This window comes from Staphylococcus sp. HMSC067F07, assembly GCF_001837405.1.
In the GTDB taxonomy this organism is placed as follows: domain Bacteria; phylum Bacillota; class Bacilli; order Staphylococcales; family Staphylococcaceae; genus Staphylococcus; species Staphylococcus capitis.
In genome coordinates, this window is sequence record NZ_KV832234.1 from 539,477 (window position 1) to 556,521 (window position 17,045).

Below are 17,045 nucleotides of genomic sequence, written 5' to 3' on the forward strand. Positions count from 1 at the left end.
ATCCCCCTTGAATATAACTCTATCTTACTAAATTAAATTAACACATACACGTGATTGATTTCATGATAGAATGTAACTGAGATAATTGGAGGGGGAAGTAAGATGACAATGACCGTAAGATATCAATCTTTAACACAACCTCTTACGGAAGTATCAAATATTCAAGACGTCCCTAGTGATGCGACAATTATTTGGTATGATTTTGAAAATGCTTCAAATAAAGAAAATGAATTTCTAAGAAATAAATTCGATTTTAACTATTTAGAAATTGATGATGCTATTACAGGTATACCACGAGTTAAATACAAAGAATATAAAGAATATCAATATATGATTTTTCACAGTATTATTGATAAAGATTATTCACCCATCGCATTAAATGTATTTCTTCAAAATAATATACTTGTCACGTATCATCATAAACCTTTTCAATCTTTAAAGAGGGTCGCCGAATATAATGCTGAAAACCATGATTCAGAATTAGATTGCGCGGATATAGTGATACATATACTTGATAGTATGGTAGATAAATATTTCGATTTCGTATATGGTATTGAAGATAAAGTTTATAATTTTGAAGCTCGTCATGTTGATGATCGCTATAGTAAGAATGTGATGGAAAACGTTTTTCAGTTACGTTCAGATTTGATTAAAATTAAACGAGTTATGTTTCCAATGCAAGAAGTTGTTGATACGATTAAGAGTGAAGGTAATATCATTAAAGATGCTAAACACTCAATGTACATTCAACATATTGATGACCACCTTATTAAACAGAGAAATGTCATTAGAACAGCTCAAGAAATGACAAATGAAATTCGAGAAAATTATGAGTCATTCACCTCATTTAGAATGAATAGTATTATGCAAATACTCACACTTGTATCAGTTATTTTCTCACCTTTAACATTTATAGCTGGTGTTTATGGAATGAACTTTGATTATATGCCAGAGTTAAAATGGCATTATGCTTATTTTATATGTTTAGGCGTAATGCTTGTGATAACAATTGTTTTAGTCGTCTTTTTCAAAAGGAAAAAATGGTTCTAAAACTTTAACAAAAATATTTGAATTTAAACAAAGGAAGGTATTTCAATGAGTGATTCACTGAGAGAACAAAGAAAAAATGAACATGTAGAAATTGCTATGTCTCAACATGATGCGCCTCAATCTGATTTTGATAAATTAAGATTTGTTCATCATTCCATTCCTAGCATTAATGTCGATCAAGTTGATTTAACAAGTCATACTTCTCACTTTGATATGCAATCCCCAGTGTATATTAATGCGATGACGGGCGGTAGTGATTGGACGAAGCAAATTAACGAAAAGTTAGCAGTAGTCGCTAGAGAAACTGGACTAGCAATGGCGGTTGGATCTACACATGCTGCTTTAAGAAACCCTAAAATGGCAGAAACATTTAACATTGTAAGACAGACTAATCCTGAGGGTATGATATTTAGTAATGTTGGTGCAGATGTGCCTGTTGAAAAGGCGTTACAATCAGTTGAATTACTTGAGGCACAGGCATTACAAATTCATGTGAATTCACCACAAGAATTGGTTATGCCAGAAGGTAACCGTGAATTTGTAACTTGGATGGATAATATAGAAGCTATTGTGAATCGCGTGGATGTACCAGTAATTGTTAAAGAAGTTGGGTTTGGTATGAGTAAAGAGACCTTTAAGTCTTTAGCTGAAATTGGCGTTCAATATGTAGATGTAAGTGGTCGTGGTGGAACGAATTTTGTTGATATAGAAAATGAACGTCGTTCAAATAAAGATATGGATTACTTAACCCAATGGGGGCAATCGACAGTTGAATCTCTACTTGAAAGTACAGATTATCAAGATAAATTAAATGTATTTGCAAGTGGTGGGTTACGTACACCTTTAGATGCAGTAAAAAGTTTAGCCTTAGGTGCTAAAGCTGTTGGTATGTCTAGACCATTTTTAAATCAAGTAGAGCAATCAGGTATTACTAATACGATTGAATATGTAGAATCTTTCTTAAATCATATGAAAAAAATTATGACGATGTTAGATGCTAAAGATATTGATTCACTTACTCACAAAGATATTGTATTTAGTCCTAAACTACTTTCTTGGATTGAACAACGTGGCTTAGATATTCACAGAGGCTAAAGTTTAATATATAAAATGTACGAAAATATAAATTAAAGGCTGAAAGAAGGCTTCGTTACGAAGCTTTCTTTCAGCCTTTTTTAGTTTAATTATATGCACGATTGTTTTCATGCTATTAGAGGTTACGTATTAACTAAAAAATTGTATAAAGCTCATTACAATAATAACGCCGATTAGATCTATTAAAAATGCACCAACTATAGGAACTACAAGATATGCTTTAGGTGAGCTACCATACTTTTTAGTAATAACGTCAAGGTTAGCCATTGCATTAGGTGTCGCACCTAAACCATGACCAATAAATCCACCAACCATTACTGCAGCATCATAGTCTTTACCTAGTCCTCTGAATAATACGAAGATAGAGAATAGTACCATGAAGACGACTTGTATCAATACAATGATGATTAAAGGAATAGCGAGTGAATAAATTTCGGTAAGCTGAATACTCATTAATGCTAAAGATAAAAAGATACCAAGTGAGATATCACCAATTTGGTCGTTAATTTTTAAATCAACAATGTTTAATCCAGCAAATTCTGATACATTTCGAATGATAACGGCAACAAACATTGAACCAACATACATAGGAATGTTGACGCCAGTCATGTGAGTGAATGTATCTCCGATATATGTCCCTAAAGCCATACAAAATACTAGAATTGTAAATTGAATGAAAAATATTTGTGTTGGTTTAAATTTATTATGAAGTGATTGGTTATATTCTACTTCACCATAATTCTTATATGATTCATCACGATGTTCTGGAGTAAGGTTATATCGTTTTATTAAGTATTTAACAACTGGTCCGCCGATTAATCCTCCAAAAACAAGACCTAGTGTTGCGGCAGCAAGTGCTGCGGTTACAGCGGAATCAATACCCATGTCTTGGATTGTTTTACCGTATGCAGCTGCATTACCATGTCCACCTTCCATTGACATAGAGCCAGCAGTTAACCCTAATAAAGGCTGGATATTTAAAATTTTAGCGAGAGATACACCTATAATATTTTGACATATCGCCATGATTCCACAAAACATGAAATAAAGAAGCATGACTTTACCGCCAATTTTAAACAACTTTAATGATGCGCCTAAACCAATAGTAGTGAAAAAGGCCAACATAAAGAAATCTTGTATAAATGATGCATCGAGTTTGATTTTAACAATATGTAAAGAATCAAGAATGGCTACGAGAATTGAAAAGAGTAAACCGCCTATAACTGGAGCAGGTATACATATTCTCCTTAATATCGATACATGATTAATGATTGATTGTCCGATTAAATATAGAACACATGCTAAACACAAGGTTGTGATTGCATCTAACTCTATCATAAAAATGCCCCCTTAGAAGTAGTCCCAAAACCTATGTTTAATACTTAATCTATATAATTATGTAAGCGTTATAAAAAGCCATAATAACCATTATACATGTAGAATTTAAATAAATCTAGGAAATCAAATAATATTATTTATATATATCTAGTATTCAGAACATTTTAATTTGAATTAAATAAAAGTTTAACAATAAATTAAAAAATGCACGTTAAATTTACATAATGTTAAAAATCAGTACCTTGCAATGTACAGTAGTGGGTGCTATATTAGTTATAACAACTACTGTGTATTGTTCAATACTGAATAATACATAAAGGAGGTAGATACATGAACACTCAATTTAAAAAGGGCGCTCTAGAGTTAATTGTCTTATTAATTATTAAAAAAGAAGATCAATATGGGTATTCTTTAGTTCAAAATATCTCACGCTATATGACTATTGCGGAAGGGACTGTGTATCCATTGTTAAGACGTTTAGTCAAAAGTGGAGAACTTGCTACTTATTATCAACCATCATCAGAAGGTCCATCTCGAAAGTATTATAGTCTTACTGAACAAGGGCTGGAAAGATTAGACATACTTAAAAATGAATGGGATTTATTCTCTAAAGCAGTCAATCAATTTATAGAGGAGAGTGAAGCAAATGAATAAAGATCATTATTTAAAGTTACTAAAGAGATATTTAGGACATATCAATAATGATGAGAAGCAAGATATTCTAAATGAGTATGAAACACATTTCTATAGTGGAAAACAAGAAGGGAAATCTGAAGAACAGATTTCTCAAGAACTAGGTAATCCAAAATCTATTGCAAAAGAATTAAGAGCTACTGCAGCGGTCGAGAGAGCAAAAAGTAATAGCTCAATAAGTAATATTTTTTCTGCGATTATTGCAGTTATGGGACTCAGTTTATTCAATTTCTTTATTATATTGTTCCCCGCTGTCATGATCTTTTTTGCAATTGTATCTTTAATTCTCTTCACTATTTCAATGCTAGGTGCACCAATAATGCTAATTGTTAAAGGATTTATTGATGGTTTTAGTTCAATTATTCTTTACGATGTTTTTATGGCTGGACTAATGTTCGGCATTGGATTAATGGTCGTAGTTATAACTATTTATATTATTAAATGGATATATATTATGATTGTGAAATATCTAAAATGGAATGTCTCAGTTGTGAAAGGAAGTGTTCAGTCATGAAGAAATTTCTTATCACATTATTTATTTTTGGCTTTGCTTTAGTTGTTATATGTGGTATAGGTCTGTATGCACAAGGAGAAAAACTTGAAAAAAAAGATAGCTACAACGATAAAGTAACGACAAATCTCTCAAAAAAATATAAAAAAGATATTCGCTCGATTGAAGTCAATTCTGACATGAGCGATGTTACAATCAAAAAAGGAAATCACTTCTCAGTAACATCTAGAGGTGATGATAAGAATGTAAAAGTTAAGAGTTACATTAAAGATAAACAGTGGATTCTTAAAGAAGAAACTAAAGAATCAGTGATTAACTTTAGGCCTTTAAATAATGTCGAAAATCATATCACTATAACAGTTCCTAAAAAAACTAATAAATTGTCTGTGAATGCGAGTGATGGAGATTTAAAAGTAAATAATATTAATGTTGAAAAAGCAAAATTGAATGCTGATTCAGCTGATATATCAATTAACAAAGGTAAGTTTGATCAGCTTTATGTGAATAATGATTCAGGAGACATTTCAACATCAAATATTAATTCCAAAAAACTTATAAAATTGATCAATGACTCAGGAGATATTAATTTGCAAAAAATGCAACCTGATGTAAATACAAATATTAAAAATGATTCAGGAGATATTTCATTACATTATAAAGAAAAGCCTAAAGATACCCTTTTAAAAATACATAATGATTCAGGTGATTCTTATGTAGGGTTAAGGGAATTAAAAGATAAAAAAGTAGGTAATGGTAGTAAAAAACTACAATTATTTAATGATTCAGGAGATATTAAAGTGAATTAAATGCAAAGAAGCGAGGATGCTCTTAACGAGTTCCTCGCTTTCTAATTATTTCCAAGTATGATCTGGGTTTTGAAAGTCTGATTTACGCATTCGTGATACATAGGGATTTCCTTTGACAGTATAACGTAAGGGTTTATCAGTCCATTCTCCTTTATTTGGGATGCCTATTCTTCCACTTTCAATTATTTCTTTAGGAAATTTTCTGTTTTTAGTATCTATGGATAATCTGCAATCATTTAATGTTGAGCCATCGATAGCTCTTGGTATATTTAAAGCTTTAGTCCATTTACCTGGACCGTTAGTTATCTCATATCCAGTTTTTCCACGATTAGCTTTCATTGCTTCAATACCGTCTTCTGGTTCAATTGCACGAATGAGTACTCCTTCTGGAACACCCTTAGTGCGAGTAACAAAATTAATCAATAAATGAGTATGCATGACATGTGCGTATATGGTCCCACCATTTTTGTATAGTGAGGTGACTTTGGGAGTTTGCTTTCCACCATAACCATGTGCAGCCTTGTCTTTAAAACCTAAGTAGGCTTCAGTTTCTACAATGTAACCAGAATAATATTGGTATTCATCTTGATATATGATTTTAACCCCTAATAAATCTTTTGCTGTTTGAATCGTTTGTTTATTAATAAAGTCCACTGTGATCTCACCTTAGAAATTTATAATAAGAATTCTTTTTGACTTTTTAAATTGAGAAATAAATTTAATTATATATTTTGATTAAACTTATGTTTTGATATACTCAAAATGCTAGTTACTTTCCAAGTGTACTCTTCTTAATTTATCAAAGAGTAAATAAATTTAAAACACTTTTACATAACAGAGCATAAAGGAGATTTAAATATGCGACAAAAAGCGAGATTTGGACAAGCGCTTAAATTATTTTGGTCTAACTATGTGAACTTCAAAGGACGCTCAAGACGTAGTGAATTTTGGTATGCTATGTTGTGGAATTTAATATTTATGATTCCTGGCATCATAGGACTATTTCTTGGGTACGTTTTTATTATTTCTGGTGCAATAAGTAATAAAGAAGGTAGTCTTCTCTTCGGTGGAGCGTGTCTTATTATAGGTGGTTTATGGTATCTAATCTATTCACTCGCAACATTAATTCCCAATTTAGCTATTTTAGTGCGTAGATTTCATGATTTGTCACTTTCAATGTTGATACCTATTTGTTTTATTGTTGCCAATTTTATCATATATATCATATCTAATATTATTGTGGAAAATCCTAATACGTCTGAAAATGGATATGCTTTAACTTTTATTATGATATTAAATATATTCATCTGGGTTTTCTCAATTTATGTTTTAGTGATGACATGTTTAAATAGTAAAAAAGAAACTAATAAGTATGGTCCGAGTCCTAAATTTACAGATTTCAATCATAGTTTAGATGGCGAAAATCATAATCCATTAGATAAAGATGAATAATTTCAAATTTTAAGCGATCTCTTTATGAGGTCGTTTTTTTAGGTAAGGATGTCGTATATAATTGACTATTCATTGTTCATTTTATTATGATAAAAGTAATTATGATTGAGGAAAAGGGGCTGTAACATTGAATAGAGTAAAGCAATATAGAGCACATCAAAAAATATCGCAACTTGCTTTAGCCCGAGCAGTAGGCGTTTCTCGACAAACGATTAATATGATAGAAAATGATAGATATAATCCATCTTTGAAATTATGTATAAACATCGCTAAAGAACTCAATGTCACATTGAACGATTTGTTTTGGGAGGATAAAAATGGTTAGCAAGCTATTTAATGTCAAAGACGAGTATCAACTAGAACAATTTAATCGCTTATTTGCCAAAATAAGTGCCCTTGTATCTATTTTAATGTTGGCTTTGTTATATTTTGAAGCTATTTTTGATGTTGAGAGGTCTTATTTATCACCTTATTTAATAGGTGTATTACTTTGTCTCATCGTATTAGCATGTATGTTAATGACAAATGGGTATAGTGAAGAATCGAAAGAAATATATGTTAGAAATGAAGAAGAGAAAAAGTGGCTTAAAAAATGAGTTTAAAAAAACGTATGATAGCTTTCGGTATTACTAGCATTTATTTACTTTTAGTAAATTTAATCATTGTGCCTTTAGTAACTAAGGGCCATATCGATAGGTTTCAATTTTCGCAAATTACTCCATTTATTGTACCATTTATAATTTTGATACTCAGTGATAAAAGGATTAAAGTATCAAAGACACCTACCGCACCAGCTAAGGAAAAGCTGAATACCACAGATAGGTTACTTAATTTAATCCCTCAATACAATTTTAGCGATGAGTATGAACGAATGAGAATAGAAATGGAATATGCCAAAAATTGTATATGGTTATTACCTGCATTATTAATCATATCCATTGTAGATATCATCATTTCAGTGGTTATGCACCATATGCCGTATGCACCTTTGATTACACTTCTTATAATTGTCATTTTTATAGCCATTGCTTTATTCAAAGTACACAAGATAAAAAAAGCTTAAAATAATAGTGGTCAAAGTAAAATATCTACTTTGACCACTATTTATTATTTGTGTATATAAGATAAAGTTGGATGTTCACGTCCAAGAATATCATGAAGTTGACGATACTTATCAAAGAGTCTTTTATAAGCTTTCACTTTTTCGCTTTCAGGTTCTTTAACGTAATGAATAGGTTGCTTCATATGCTCTACAGCATCTTTAAGCGTCGAATAAGCACCACCAACATTTGCGCCTAACATAGCAGCGCCTAATGCTGTTGCGTTTGATGATTCCAGCACAACTACTTTTTTATTTAACACATTGGCGTAAATATCGACTAAGAGTTTACTTTTTTTAGGGATACCCCCAGAAGCATAAACGGTATGAACAGGAATATGATGGTCTTCAAATTGATTCATTATCATTTTTGTACCGAAGGCAGTAGATTCTAAGTAAGCACGATGAATCATTTCGAAAGGTGTTTGTAATGTTAAACCGAACACACTACCTGTAAGGTGACTATCACTTAGAATACTTCTATTACCATTGTGCCAATCAAGTACTATAACATGTTGATCTTCTACATTAATATTACTTGCTAACTCTTCCAAGTACTCAAGTAAGGGGACATCACTTTCAAGGGCAGTATCAGTAATTGACTTTGGAGCCAGTTGTTCTGAGTAATTAAATAGATCACCAACAGCGGCTTGGCCTGCTTCATAGGCATATAAACCGGGTATAATAGCATCTTTTACTGAACCAGTAATTGCAGGAATAGGTTCTTGTTTAGGATCTAGCATAAGGTGGCAGGTACTCGTTCCAATAACAGCTGTGAATTCGCCTTGTTCAATGGCACCTGCTCCTAGAACGCCTGAATGTGCGTCAATCATGTATGGAGAAATTTGAACTTGAGAGGGAAGTCCCCACAATTCCTGATAATATTCAGCTAAAGTGCCTGCGCTTTCTCCAATATTAATTACTGGTGCTTCACATTTTTCTTTTACAATATTAGGTAAATCTTTGTCTACAGCTTCGAAAAACGCATAGTTAAAACCATTTTCTCTATTCCAAAAGCCTTTAAAACCTATACCGCAATTGGAACGTATATTTTTATATGTAAGTAAACTGGTAATGTAATCTCCAGCTTCCATAATATAATGAGTGTGTTCTAACAATTCAGGAGCTTTATGTTTCATTTCAAGTATTTTCGGAATCATCCATTCACTATTGACGCTTGAACCATAATAATCAAGCCAGTTCTGATTCTCTTGTTGATTAACTTCAACCATTTGTGTTGCTTCATCTTGAGCCCCATGATGCTTCCATAATTTGACATATGCATGGGGATTACTTTTAAAATTATCATGTCTATGTAGAGGTTCGAAATGTTCATCTAAAAATACAATAGTACAACTTGTAAAATCTACACCAATTCCTATTACCTCATTTCTATTCACTTGACTTTCTTCTAATACATGCGTAACACCATTTTCAAGTATGTACTGATAATCATCAGCATTTTGTAAAAAATAATTACGCGGTAACGTTTCCCCGTATAGTGATTCAGCAATAGTACCGTGAGGATATGTCTCTTCATAGCTTGAAATAATATCGCCATTTGATGTATCCACCAGAATCACTCGACCAGAAGCGGTGCCATAATCAATTCCAATACTGTAGCTCATTTTACTAACCCCTTTATTTTATGAAGATAATCAACGTCTATCTAACGATGAATTGTTTGTGAATAATGATAGGGCTTTCAAAATTATTTGTAAAGTTTATTAATTTTATGAAGTTTACTTATATTATGCAATTAAATAATGTTATATTGAAAAAGAATTCAAAATAGAAATTTTAGTGTTAGGAGTAGAAACGATGGGTTTGTTAATTGAACATGTCACCAAGAAATTTGGATATTTTACAGCAGTAAATGATATTTCGCTAAGACTTGATAAGGGGAAAATGTTGGGATTCTTAGGGAGAAATGGTGCGGGAAAAACAACGACATTTCGCATGATTCTTGGCTTAAGTGAAACAACAACAGGCCATATTACATATGAAGGGAAAAATATTAACAAACATATGTATAACAAAGTTGGCTATTTGCCAGAAGAGCGTGGCCTACATCCCAAAATGACTGTAGAGGAAGAACTCACTTATCTTGCCACTTTAAAAGGTTTATCAAGTAGAGATATTCAACAACGTATTGATTATTGGTTAGAGCGATTTGCAATTACTGAGAATCGAAAGAAACGTATTCAATCTTTATCTAAAGGTAATCAACAAAAAATTCAATTACTTGCAAGTATGCTTCATGAGCCAGAATTACTTATTTTAGATGAACCTTTTAGTGGGCTAGATCCCGTTAACGTTGAATTACTTAAACGTGCAGTTAAAGATTTAAATGATAAAGGATCTACTATAATATATAGCTCACATCGAATGGAGCACGTTGAAGAACTATGTGATGACGTTTGTATTATTGATAAAGGACAACTTGTTGTTTCAGGAGATATACAGAAAGTTCGCTCTGAACATGGTAATAAATTAGTTATCGTCGAATCAGATCACCAGATAGATGGTCTTGATGATATACCAGGAATCTTGAAAAAGGAGCATCGTAAACATGATGTTCGTTTAACGATTGAAAATGAAGCGGTTGCGGAAAAGATTTATAATACTGTAATTAAACAAGGATACGTGAGACGTTTTCAAGTCTTAGAACCATCGCTTAATGATATATTTATCGATAAAGTAGGTGAACTACATGAGTAAATTTTGGTCAACATTCAAACTCACTTATATGAGTAAAATTAAATCAAAAGCATTTATTATATTTATGGCCATCGTTGTTGTGCTCATGGTTGGACTTTCAAACATAGATAAAATTATGGGGTTATTTGATCATGGTCCAGATAAAGTAGGTATAGTTACACAGAATGAACAAATATATAAAGTGTTAAAGCAACAAGGACATAGTCTTGAAGATGACGCGAAATTTAAAAAAGTAAGTAAAACCAAAGCAGAAAAGTTAGTTAAAAATGAAAAATTAGATAGAGCCTATATAGTCAAACAAAATAAAGATAATCAATTGTCAGGTACTATATTAAGTAAGGACAATGTTGATGTTGAAGATAAACAGCGGTTTACTGAAGTATTAACAACAATGCAATCTCATTTAGTTGCCTCAAAGCTTGACTTAAGCCAAAAAGAGTTAAAACAATTGCAATCGCAAAGTCAAGTAGATAGTAAAATCATGTCTGATAAAGAAGATAGTCAATTAAATTCTGGCCAAAAAACGCTAAATTACATTTTGATTTACGCAACATTAATGCTAATATTTTTCATCATTTTCAACTTTGCAGGTCAAGTGGCAATGGAAATTGCTACGGAGAAAACATCCCGGGTGATAGAAATGATAATTACAAGTGTTTCACCAGTTGTACATATACTTGCTAAAATTGCTGCAGTAATTGCTGTTGCTTTCACTCAAGTTATCATGATTATTCTTACGGCATTAATATGTATATTTGCATTTGATTTAAAGAAATTGTTCAAAAACTTTGATATACAAATGAATCACCTTGCATGGCAAATTATTGTTGTGAGCTTGCTATGTCTGATTGTAGGTATTTTCTCTTATGTGTTGCTTGCAGCTATTCTTGGATCGCTCGTCTCAAGAATTGAAGATATGAATCAAACTTTAATGCCATTAACATTATTAGCTATGATTGCATTTTACATCGCGATATTTAGTATCATGAAGCCAGATATGTTACTCACTAAGATTACAAGTTTTATACCATTTTTAGCACCGTTCGAATTATTAGTACGATCTCAATCATCTGATCTAGACATATGGGAAATTATTGTCAGCATGGGGTTATCAGTGATTGTGATTATCTTATTATTATGGATAGCAGTAAAAACATATAAAGATTCTGTTCTCACATTTGAGAAAGGATTATTTAAATCTATACATCGACTCATTAAAAATAAATAACTCAGTAAAGCCAAGTATTTGAATTTTCATCAAATATTTGGCTTTTTATGTGGTTAACCTATGGAATAATAAAAGAAAAAGTGTAACAATATGTAAGTGAAAACATCGTCGTTAAATTAATGATAGATTTATAGAATTTAACATTGATACAATGTAACTTAACATATTAAATAAATTTCTTTTGAGTTTATCTACCTCTAAACAATAAAGAATGAGACTATTTGATAGGGTGGTGCATTGTATCGTGTTTTATCCAGTATTTATTTTTATATTAGCAGGCCTTTGTGAAATTGGCGGAGGCTATTTAATATGGTTATGGTTAAGGGAAGGCCATACATATTGGCTAGGTTTAATGGGAGGCATCATACTCATACTTTACGGCGTGGTTGCAACGTTTCAATCATTTCCTACTTTTGGTAGAGTATATGCAGCTTATGGAGGCGTATTTATTATAATGAGCCTGTTTTGGGCTTATGTAGTAGATAAACAATCGCCAGATAAATATGATGTTATAGGCGCTATAATATGTATCATCGGTGTGCTTGTCATGTTATTACCTAGCAGAGCTTAATTTAACGTGGTTGAAAGGGAGATTATGTAATGATAGTTGAAGTTGAGCATCAAAGACATGATGTTGATTTAATTAAAATCGATAATGATGAAACAAAAATTGTATTCTCGAACTACGGTGCTAGAATTGTATCGTGGAAATATCATGACAATAACATTATTTTAGGGAATGTAGTAGAAGCGGATGAATTCTATTTTGAAAATCCATTTAACTTTGGTGCGACAATTGGTCGTTATGCAGGTAGGATTAAAGATGCATCATTTAAGTTAGATGGACATACATATGAATTAGAGAACAATGATAGCCCACATCATATTCATGGTGGTTCCAAAGGTCTGGATAAACGTATCTTTGATTATGAAATTATTGATGAAATTGGACAAATTAAAATTATATTCACTACAACAATTAAAGAAATGGAAGATCATTATCCTGGAGATATGACTATTAAGGTAACGCATACATATGATGCTGACCATCGATGGACTGTACAATATGAAGCTGAATCAACGAAAAGGACATTATTCAACCCTACAAACCATGTATATTTTAATTTAAATCGTGATAACAATGTGGTTGATAATCATCGAATGTCCAGTTCATCGTTAAAGATGTATACACTTGATGATGAAAATATCGTGACAGGCGATGAGCCACTCAACTTTAGTCAAATATTTGAAGACGAACACATTCTCTTTAAAGATATATTTGATAGTACGAATCAAAAGCTTCAAGAACAAATGCAACGTTATAAAGGTTTAGATCATCCATTTAAAGTGGGTGACCAACAACTTGCTATAGATAATAAAGAGTTTGAACTTCTGATCGAAACGGACATGCCCAATATGGTTATATTTACATTTAACGAACCTCAAAATTGGGACAGCGATTTTAATATTTATAAATCTCATTCTGGTTTCACAGTAGAAACGCAACATATTCCTAATGACATTAATATGTATGGAGAAAAAGCACAATCAATTTTAAACCCCCATACACCATATTTTTCTAAAACAAGTTATCAAATCAATGAAAAGTAACTCATATCGGATACATTGCTTTATAGCAGTAGTATCCGATTTTTTAGTTTTAAAATTATTTATTATCTCAAAATATAAAGGCTGTTTCAGCAACACTTTCAAAAATTTAAAAATTGATGAAGTAATAATGTACAGACTTTTTTAAAAATAATCGGGTATTCAAAAATAAACAAAGTCATGTAAAATAATATTAAGGATTAAAGAGAAAAGGAGACTTTCGGCTAATGAAAGACGTAAAAGAACTTAAACTTATGACATTAGATGATGTAACGAGCCAAATAAAAGATGGTATGACACTCGGAATCGGTACAGGAAGTACTATTGAGTTGTTAGTACCTAAAATTGCTGAGTTGATTCATCAACATCATTACGAAATTACAGGCGTGTGCACATCAAATAAAACTGCTTTTCTTGCCAAGGAGTTAGATATAAACATTGTTGAAGTCAACGACGTAAAAAAAATTGATCTTGCTATAGATGGTGCAGATGAAGTTGATCCAAATCTCAACCTTATTAAAGGTGGGGGCGGTGCACTGTTCAGAGAAAAAGTGATTGATGAAATGGCTGAAAGGTTTGTTGTCATTGCCGATGAAAATAAAATCGTTGACTATTTAGGTCAAACGTTTGTTTTACCAGTTGAAGTTGATAAATTTAATTGGTATCAAGTTTCCAAAAAGATTGAGAGTATTAAGGGCGTAAAAGTGAATAGACGTGTGAATGAAGACGTTCCATTTACAACAGATAATGGAAATTATATATTAGATTGTAATTTACCAGAAGGCATTGATCCGTATGAAATGCATGAATTTTTGATTCATTTAACAGGAGTATTAGAAACAGGATATTTTCTCGATATGACTGATCAAGTGATTGTAGGTACCCAAAATGGCGTAAAAATCATGGATAAATAAATTGAGTTAAGATGATGAGATAAATTTTTGAAATGACTTACATAGGTGTATTGTCATCAATCCTGGTATCAAAATATGGTTTTGCAAATGAAATTTAGAATTTGAATAAACAAAATTAAAAGGCAACTTCTACTGAATTAATTTAGAAGTTGCCTTTAATATACTTAATTATTCTTTTTTAGTTGAATCACTCATGTCTTGTTCTTCAACTTGATTAATTTCTTTCTTTACATCGCTAACAACAGATGAATGACGATCTTCTGTATATTTAGCGCTGTCCTTTAAATCTGTATCACTCGTGTTTGAATGCTCTGAACTCGCTTCTGAATTATTATCTTCTTTATTAGCAACGCTATCATTTTCAAATTGATGATTTTTTGAATCATCATTTTTATGACTTTCAAAATCATCTTCTTCGGTGTGGTCTAAATAATTATTGGGTTGCACTTCATCTAAACTTTGTTTCGTTGTTTTGTAAGCAATGGCACGAATAATTAAACTGATAATGATAAACAATACGCCTACAATTGTAGTGGAAAGTGCAATCACTTTCATTGAGAAAAGATCACCAGTTTCTTCACTGAAAAGAAAAACTAAGGCGAATGTCATTGCTGCATGGAATATAGTCGCAATATAGATTGTACGTCCATGTGTTGCTCTGATTAATTCACCAATAATCATCGAGAACATAAATGTATATAAGAAATGGTAACCAGCATATTCAATACCATAAGTAGTGTTTGCGGTGAAGATTGAATAAATTACACCTACAATAATACTAGCAAAGAATGTGTTCATCTTAGATTCAAGAATACTTTGTAAGTATGAACGGAAACCAAATTCAGTAACAAACGCCATTAATAAATGGCCAATTAGAATTGTAATTAAAGATACTGATAAATCTGATGTTTGTAAAAGGATAAAACTGTCAGCAAAAGTATTGAAACAGAACATACCAATCATAAAAATGATAAGCGGTAAAATGAGTGCTAATAGGATACGTTCAATAACTTTTAGACTGAATGAAAATTTTAATCCGGCTAATTGTTCTTTTTTATACTTAAATACTAAAATACATACTAATGATGCAATAAATGGAGCTAAGTCTTTGATGTCAAAAACAAATCTTTTAACTCCAATGGACGCTTGGAAATCTCTAAGTATAATGGATAAGGCCATTGTAATAACAAAGAAGACAAAGACCATCATTGCCCATTGAAACCCAGAAATTCGAGAGTTTTTCATTTTTGTAACCTCCATTAGGTAACAGCCAAATTTCTTTTATTTGCAATTATACATCTTACAAGCATATGTTTAAATTGTCTATTTTAATTATCATAAAAATGTAATAGTCCTGAAGTATTTTGTTAGATAATCGTAATTAATCAATTTTAATAGAGGGTATCACTTAACTACTAGCGTTGAATTCGATAACATCAATAGTTATACTTTAAATAGTTTATATAATAAATAAATTAAGGGGGAAATATCATGTATAGACTTGCGGAACCGGATTTATGGAAAGGTCGTTTAGATAGTGAAACAGATTCAAGACAATTTAGACATTTCCAAACTGTAAAATTTGGAGATTTAACTAAAGTTGAAAAAACTAATAACCCCAAAGGTGTAGGTATACTTGGATATGCTGTAGATAAAGGGGTTGAATTAAATAAAGGTCGTGTAGGTGCAAAAGAAGGACCTAATAAAATTAAACAAGCCTTTGCTGGATTGCCAGATTTAAATCAATGTGAAGAGCTCATTGATTACGGTAATGTAGAACATGATCATGATTCACTTATAGATACGCAACAAGAGTATGCTGAGCTTGCAGCGAAATCAATTCAAAATCATAAACAAACTTTCTTACTTGGTGGTGGACATGATATTGCTTATGCACAATATTTAGCCACGCGTAAAGTTTATCCAAATGAGTCTATCGGTGTTATAAATATTGATGCACATTTTGATACTCGTGACGAAGGTGAGTCTACGTCGGGTACTAGTTTTAGACAGATTCTAGATCAAGACGATAATGCTGATTACATGGTATTAGGTATTTCTCAAGGTGGTAATACTCAAGGTTTATTCGATTTTGCTAAAGAGAAGAATGTTCAATATGTGTACGCAGATGAGTTGCTACACCAAGTTTCTCCCCCGATTAAAGATATGATTGAACATTTTATACATGATCATGATGTCATCATGTTTACTGTGTGTATGGACGTTGTAGACAGTGCATTTGCGCCTGGTGTGAGTGCGCCTGCCGTTTTAGGTATCTATCCTCATACTGTATTTGAGCTAGCGAAACGTATTATTCCTAGTGAGAAAGTGGCTTCGATTAGTATAGCAGAGATGAATCCTGAGTATGATTTAGATAATCGTACTGCAAAACTAGTAGCAAACTTAGTTCATCATTTCTTAATTTAATACCTTTAAAAAATGGATTACTAATATTGAAAAAATAAATATTCATGATATACAACAGCCCAATTAGCGTCACAAAGATAATTTTAACGCTAATTGGGCTTTT

At 31.8% G+C, this 17,045-nt stretch carries 19 protein-coding genes; 15 read left to right on the forward strand and 4 right to left on the reverse strand.

The window, feature by feature from the left end:
• Positions 1-102: 102 nt before the first annotated feature.
• The gene (corA, locus tag HMPREF2706_RS05805; RefSeq protein WP_002432313.1) at positions 103-1,050 is read left to right on the forward strand and encodes a magnesium/cobalt transporter CorA; all 948 of its coding nucleotides are present in this window, start codon (positions 103-105) and stop codon (positions 1,048-1,050) included.
• Positions 1,051-1,095: 45 nt separating this feature from the next.
• A complete protein-coding gene (gene fni / locus HMPREF2706_RS05810) occupies positions 1,096-2,145 on the forward strand; it encodes a type 2 isopentenyl-diphosphate Delta-isomerase (protein WP_047796623.1) in 1,050 nt (349 codons plus the stop codon).
• A gap of 129 nt (positions 2,146-2,274) precedes the next feature.
• On the opposite strand, the gene gltS is transcribed toward fni, so the two are convergent.
• Entirely contained in the window at positions 2,275-3,483 is a 1,209-nt protein-coding gene (gene gltS, locus HMPREF2706_RS05815) for a sodium/glutamate symporter (protein ID WP_002453872.1), read from the reverse strand.
• 330 nt (positions 3,484-3,813) lie between these two features.
• Between gltS and HMPREF2706_RS05820 the strand changes: the two genes are divergently transcribed.
• The 3 genes from HMPREF2706_RS05820 to HMPREF2706_RS05830 are packed head-to-tail and all read left to right on the forward strand — an operon-like array spanning position 3,814 to position 5,493.
• On the forward strand, positions 3,814-4,137 hold the full coding sequence (locus tag HMPREF2706_RS05820; protein WP_016898615.1) for a PadR family transcriptional regulator: 324 nt from the start codon (positions 3,814-3,816) through the stop codon (positions 4,135-4,137).
• Complete coding sequence (locus tag HMPREF2706_RS05825; RefSeq protein WP_002453870.1) at positions 4,130-4,690, forward strand: HAAS signaling domain-containing protein; 561 nt, start codon at positions 4,130-4,132, stop codon at positions 4,688-4,690. Before HMPREF2706_RS05820 ends, HMPREF2706_RS05825 begins: the two co-directional genes overlap by 8 nt.
• Complete coding sequence (locus HMPREF2706_RS05830; RefSeq protein WP_070597498.1) at positions 4,687-5,493, forward strand: DUF4097 family beta strand repeat-containing protein; 807 nt, start codon at positions 4,687-4,689, stop codon at positions 5,491-5,493. The genes HMPREF2706_RS05825 and HMPREF2706_RS05830 overlap by 4 nt, the downstream gene beginning before the upstream one ends.
• A gap of 45 nt (positions 5,494-5,538) precedes the next feature.
• On the opposite strand, the gene HMPREF2706_RS05835 is transcribed toward HMPREF2706_RS05830, so the two are convergent.
• Positions 5,539-6,147 carry a DNA-3-methyladenine glycosylase gene (locus HMPREF2706_RS05835; protein ID WP_023351251.1) on the reverse strand — a complete coding sequence of 203 codons (609 nt, stop codon included), beginning with the start codon at positions 6,145-6,147 and terminating at the stop codon, positions 5,539-5,541.
• Between the two features lie 204 nt (positions 6,148-6,351).
• Between HMPREF2706_RS05835 and HMPREF2706_RS05840 the strand changes: the two genes are divergently transcribed.
• From HMPREF2706_RS05840 to HMPREF2706_RS12370, 4 genes are all read left to right on the forward strand, one after another.
• Entirely contained in the window at positions 6,352-6,945 is a 594-nt protein-coding gene (locus HMPREF2706_RS05840; protein WP_023351252.1) for a DUF805 domain-containing protein, read from the forward strand.
• Positions 6,946-7,072: 127 nt separating this feature from the next.
• Entirely contained in the window at positions 7,073-7,270 is a 198-nt protein-coding gene (locus HMPREF2706_RS05845) for a helix-turn-helix transcriptional regulator (RefSeq protein ID WP_002453866.1), read from the forward strand.
• Complete coding sequence (locus HMPREF2706_RS12365) at positions 7,263-7,541, forward strand: hypothetical protein (RefSeq protein WP_002469682.1); 279 nt, start codon at positions 7,263-7,265, stop codon at positions 7,539-7,541. Before HMPREF2706_RS05845 ends, HMPREF2706_RS12365 begins: the two co-directional genes overlap by 8 nt.
• Positions 7,538-8,008, forward strand: coding sequence for a hypothetical protein (locus tag HMPREF2706_RS12370; protein WP_037560636.1), 471 nt, complete (start codon positions 7,538-7,540; stop codon positions 8,006-8,008). Before HMPREF2706_RS12365 ends, HMPREF2706_RS12370 begins: the two co-directional genes overlap by 4 nt.
• Positions 8,009-8,052: 44 nt before the next feature.
• Here the strand turns inward: HMPREF2706_RS12370 and HMPREF2706_RS05860 are convergent, their stop codons facing one another.
• Positions 8,053-9,672, reverse strand: a complete 1,620-nt coding sequence (locus tag HMPREF2706_RS05860) for a ribulokinase (protein WP_070862249.1) — start codon at positions 9,670-9,672, stop codon at positions 8,053-8,055.
• 193 nt (positions 9,673-9,865) lie between these two features.
• Here HMPREF2706_RS05860 and HMPREF2706_RS05865 point away from each other — a divergent pair, with 193 nt between their 5' ends.
• The 5 genes from HMPREF2706_RS05865 (at position 9,866) to HMPREF2706_RS05885 (ending at position 14,515) form a co-directional block, all read left to right on the forward strand.
• On the forward strand, positions 9,866-10,765 hold the full coding sequence (locus HMPREF2706_RS05865) for an ABC transporter ATP-binding protein (protein WP_070862250.1): 900 nt from the start codon (positions 9,866-9,868) through the stop codon (positions 10,763-10,765).
• Positions 10,758-11,993, forward strand: coding sequence for an ABC transporter permease (locus HMPREF2706_RS05870; RefSeq protein ID WP_070597501.1), 1,236 nt, complete (start codon positions 10,758-10,760; stop codon positions 11,991-11,993). The genes HMPREF2706_RS05865 and HMPREF2706_RS05870 overlap by 8 nt, the downstream gene beginning before the upstream one ends.
• A gap of 244 nt (positions 11,994-12,237) precedes the next feature.
• Positions 12,238-12,564, forward strand: coding sequence for a YnfA family protein (locus HMPREF2706_RS05875; RefSeq protein WP_002432587.1), 327 nt, complete (start codon positions 12,238-12,240; stop codon positions 12,562-12,564).
• Between the two features lie 29 nt (positions 12,565-12,593).
• Entirely contained in the window at positions 12,594-13,604 is a 1,011-nt protein-coding gene (locus tag HMPREF2706_RS05880) for an aldose epimerase family protein (protein WP_070862251.1), read from the forward strand.
• A gap of 224 nt (positions 13,605-13,828) precedes the next feature.
• Positions 13,829-14,515: a ribose 5-phosphate isomerase A gene (locus HMPREF2706_RS05885; RefSeq protein WP_023351260.1), complete on the forward strand. Its 687-nt coding sequence runs from the start codon at positions 13,829-13,831 to the stop codon at positions 14,513-14,515.
• Positions 14,516-14,683: 168 nt separating this feature from the next.
• Here HMPREF2706_RS05885 and HMPREF2706_RS05890 read toward each other — a convergent pair whose 3' ends face one another.
• Complete coding sequence (locus HMPREF2706_RS05890) at positions 14,684-15,760, reverse strand: peptidoglycan release complex CPBP-like subunit SdpC (protein ID WP_049428334.1); 1,077 nt, start codon at positions 15,758-15,760, stop codon at positions 14,684-14,686.
• Positions 15,761-16,006: 246 nt separating this feature from the next.
• Between HMPREF2706_RS05890 and hutG the strand changes: the two genes are divergently transcribed.
• Positions 16,007-16,942 (forward strand): formimidoylglutamase, encoded by a 936-nt coding sequence (gene hutG / locus HMPREF2706_RS05895; protein WP_049428332.1) that lies wholly within the window; start codon positions 16,007-16,009, stop codon positions 16,940-16,942.
• Positions 16,943-17,045: the final 103 nt, after the last annotated feature.

Coding starts and splice junctions, on each gene's coding strand:
- HMPREF2706_RS05830 (WP_070597498.1), top strand. CDS start 4,687: ATGAAGAAATTTCTTATCACATTATTTATTTTTGGCTTTGCTTTAGTT.
- HMPREF2706_RS12370 (WP_037560636.1), top strand. CDS start 7,538: ATGAGTTTAAAAAAACGTATGATAGCTTTCGGTATTACTAGCATTTAT.
- HMPREF2706_RS05885 (WP_023351260.1), top strand. CDS start 13,829: ATGAAAGACGTAAAAGAACTTAAACTTATGACATTAGATGATGTAACG.
- HMPREF2706_RS05865 (WP_070862250.1), top strand. CDS start 9,866: ATGGGTTTGTTAATTGAACATGTCACCAAGAAATTTGGATATTTTACA.
- HMPREF2706_RS12365 (WP_002469682.1), top strand. CDS start 7,263: ATGGTTAGCAAGCTATTTAATGTCAAAGACGAGTATCAACTAGAACAA.
- HMPREF2706_RS05870 (WP_070597501.1), top strand. CDS start 10,758: ATGAGTAAATTTTGGTCAACATTCAAACTCACTTATATGAGTAAAATT.
- HMPREF2706_RS05880 (WP_070862251.1), top strand. CDS start 12,594: ATGATAGTTGAAGTTGAGCATCAAAGACATGATGTTGATTTAATTAAA.
- hutG (WP_049428332.1), top strand. CDS start 16,007: ATGTATAGACTTGCGGAACCGGATTTATGGAAAGGTCGTTTAGATAGT.
- HMPREF2706_RS05890 (WP_049428334.1), bottom strand. CDS start 15,760: ATGAAAAACTCTCGAATTTCTGGGTTTCAATGGGCAATGATGGTCTTT.
- fni (WP_047796623.1), top strand. CDS start 1,096: ATGAGTGATTCACTGAGAGAACAAAGAAAAAATGAACATGTAGAAATT.
- HMPREF2706_RS05840 (WP_023351252.1), top strand. CDS start 6,352: ATGCGACAAAAAGCGAGATTTGGACAAGCGCTTAAATTATTTTGGTCT.
- HMPREF2706_RS05820 (WP_016898615.1), top strand. CDS start 3,814: ATGAACACTCAATTTAAAAAGGGCGCTCTAGAGTTAATTGTCTTATTA.
- corA (WP_002432313.1), top strand. CDS start 103: ATGACAATGACCGTAAGATATCAATCTTTAACACAACCTCTTACGGAA.
- HMPREF2706_RS05825 (WP_002453870.1), top strand. CDS start 4,130: ATGAATAAAGATCATTATTTAAAGTTACTAAAGAGATATTTAGGACAT.
- HMPREF2706_RS05860 (WP_070862249.1), bottom strand. CDS start 9,672: ATGAGCTACAGTATTGGAATTGATTATGGCACCGCTTCTGGTCGAGTG.
- gltS (WP_002453872.1), bottom strand. CDS start 3,483: ATGATAGAGTTAGATGCAATCACAACCTTGTGTTTAGCATGTGTTCTA.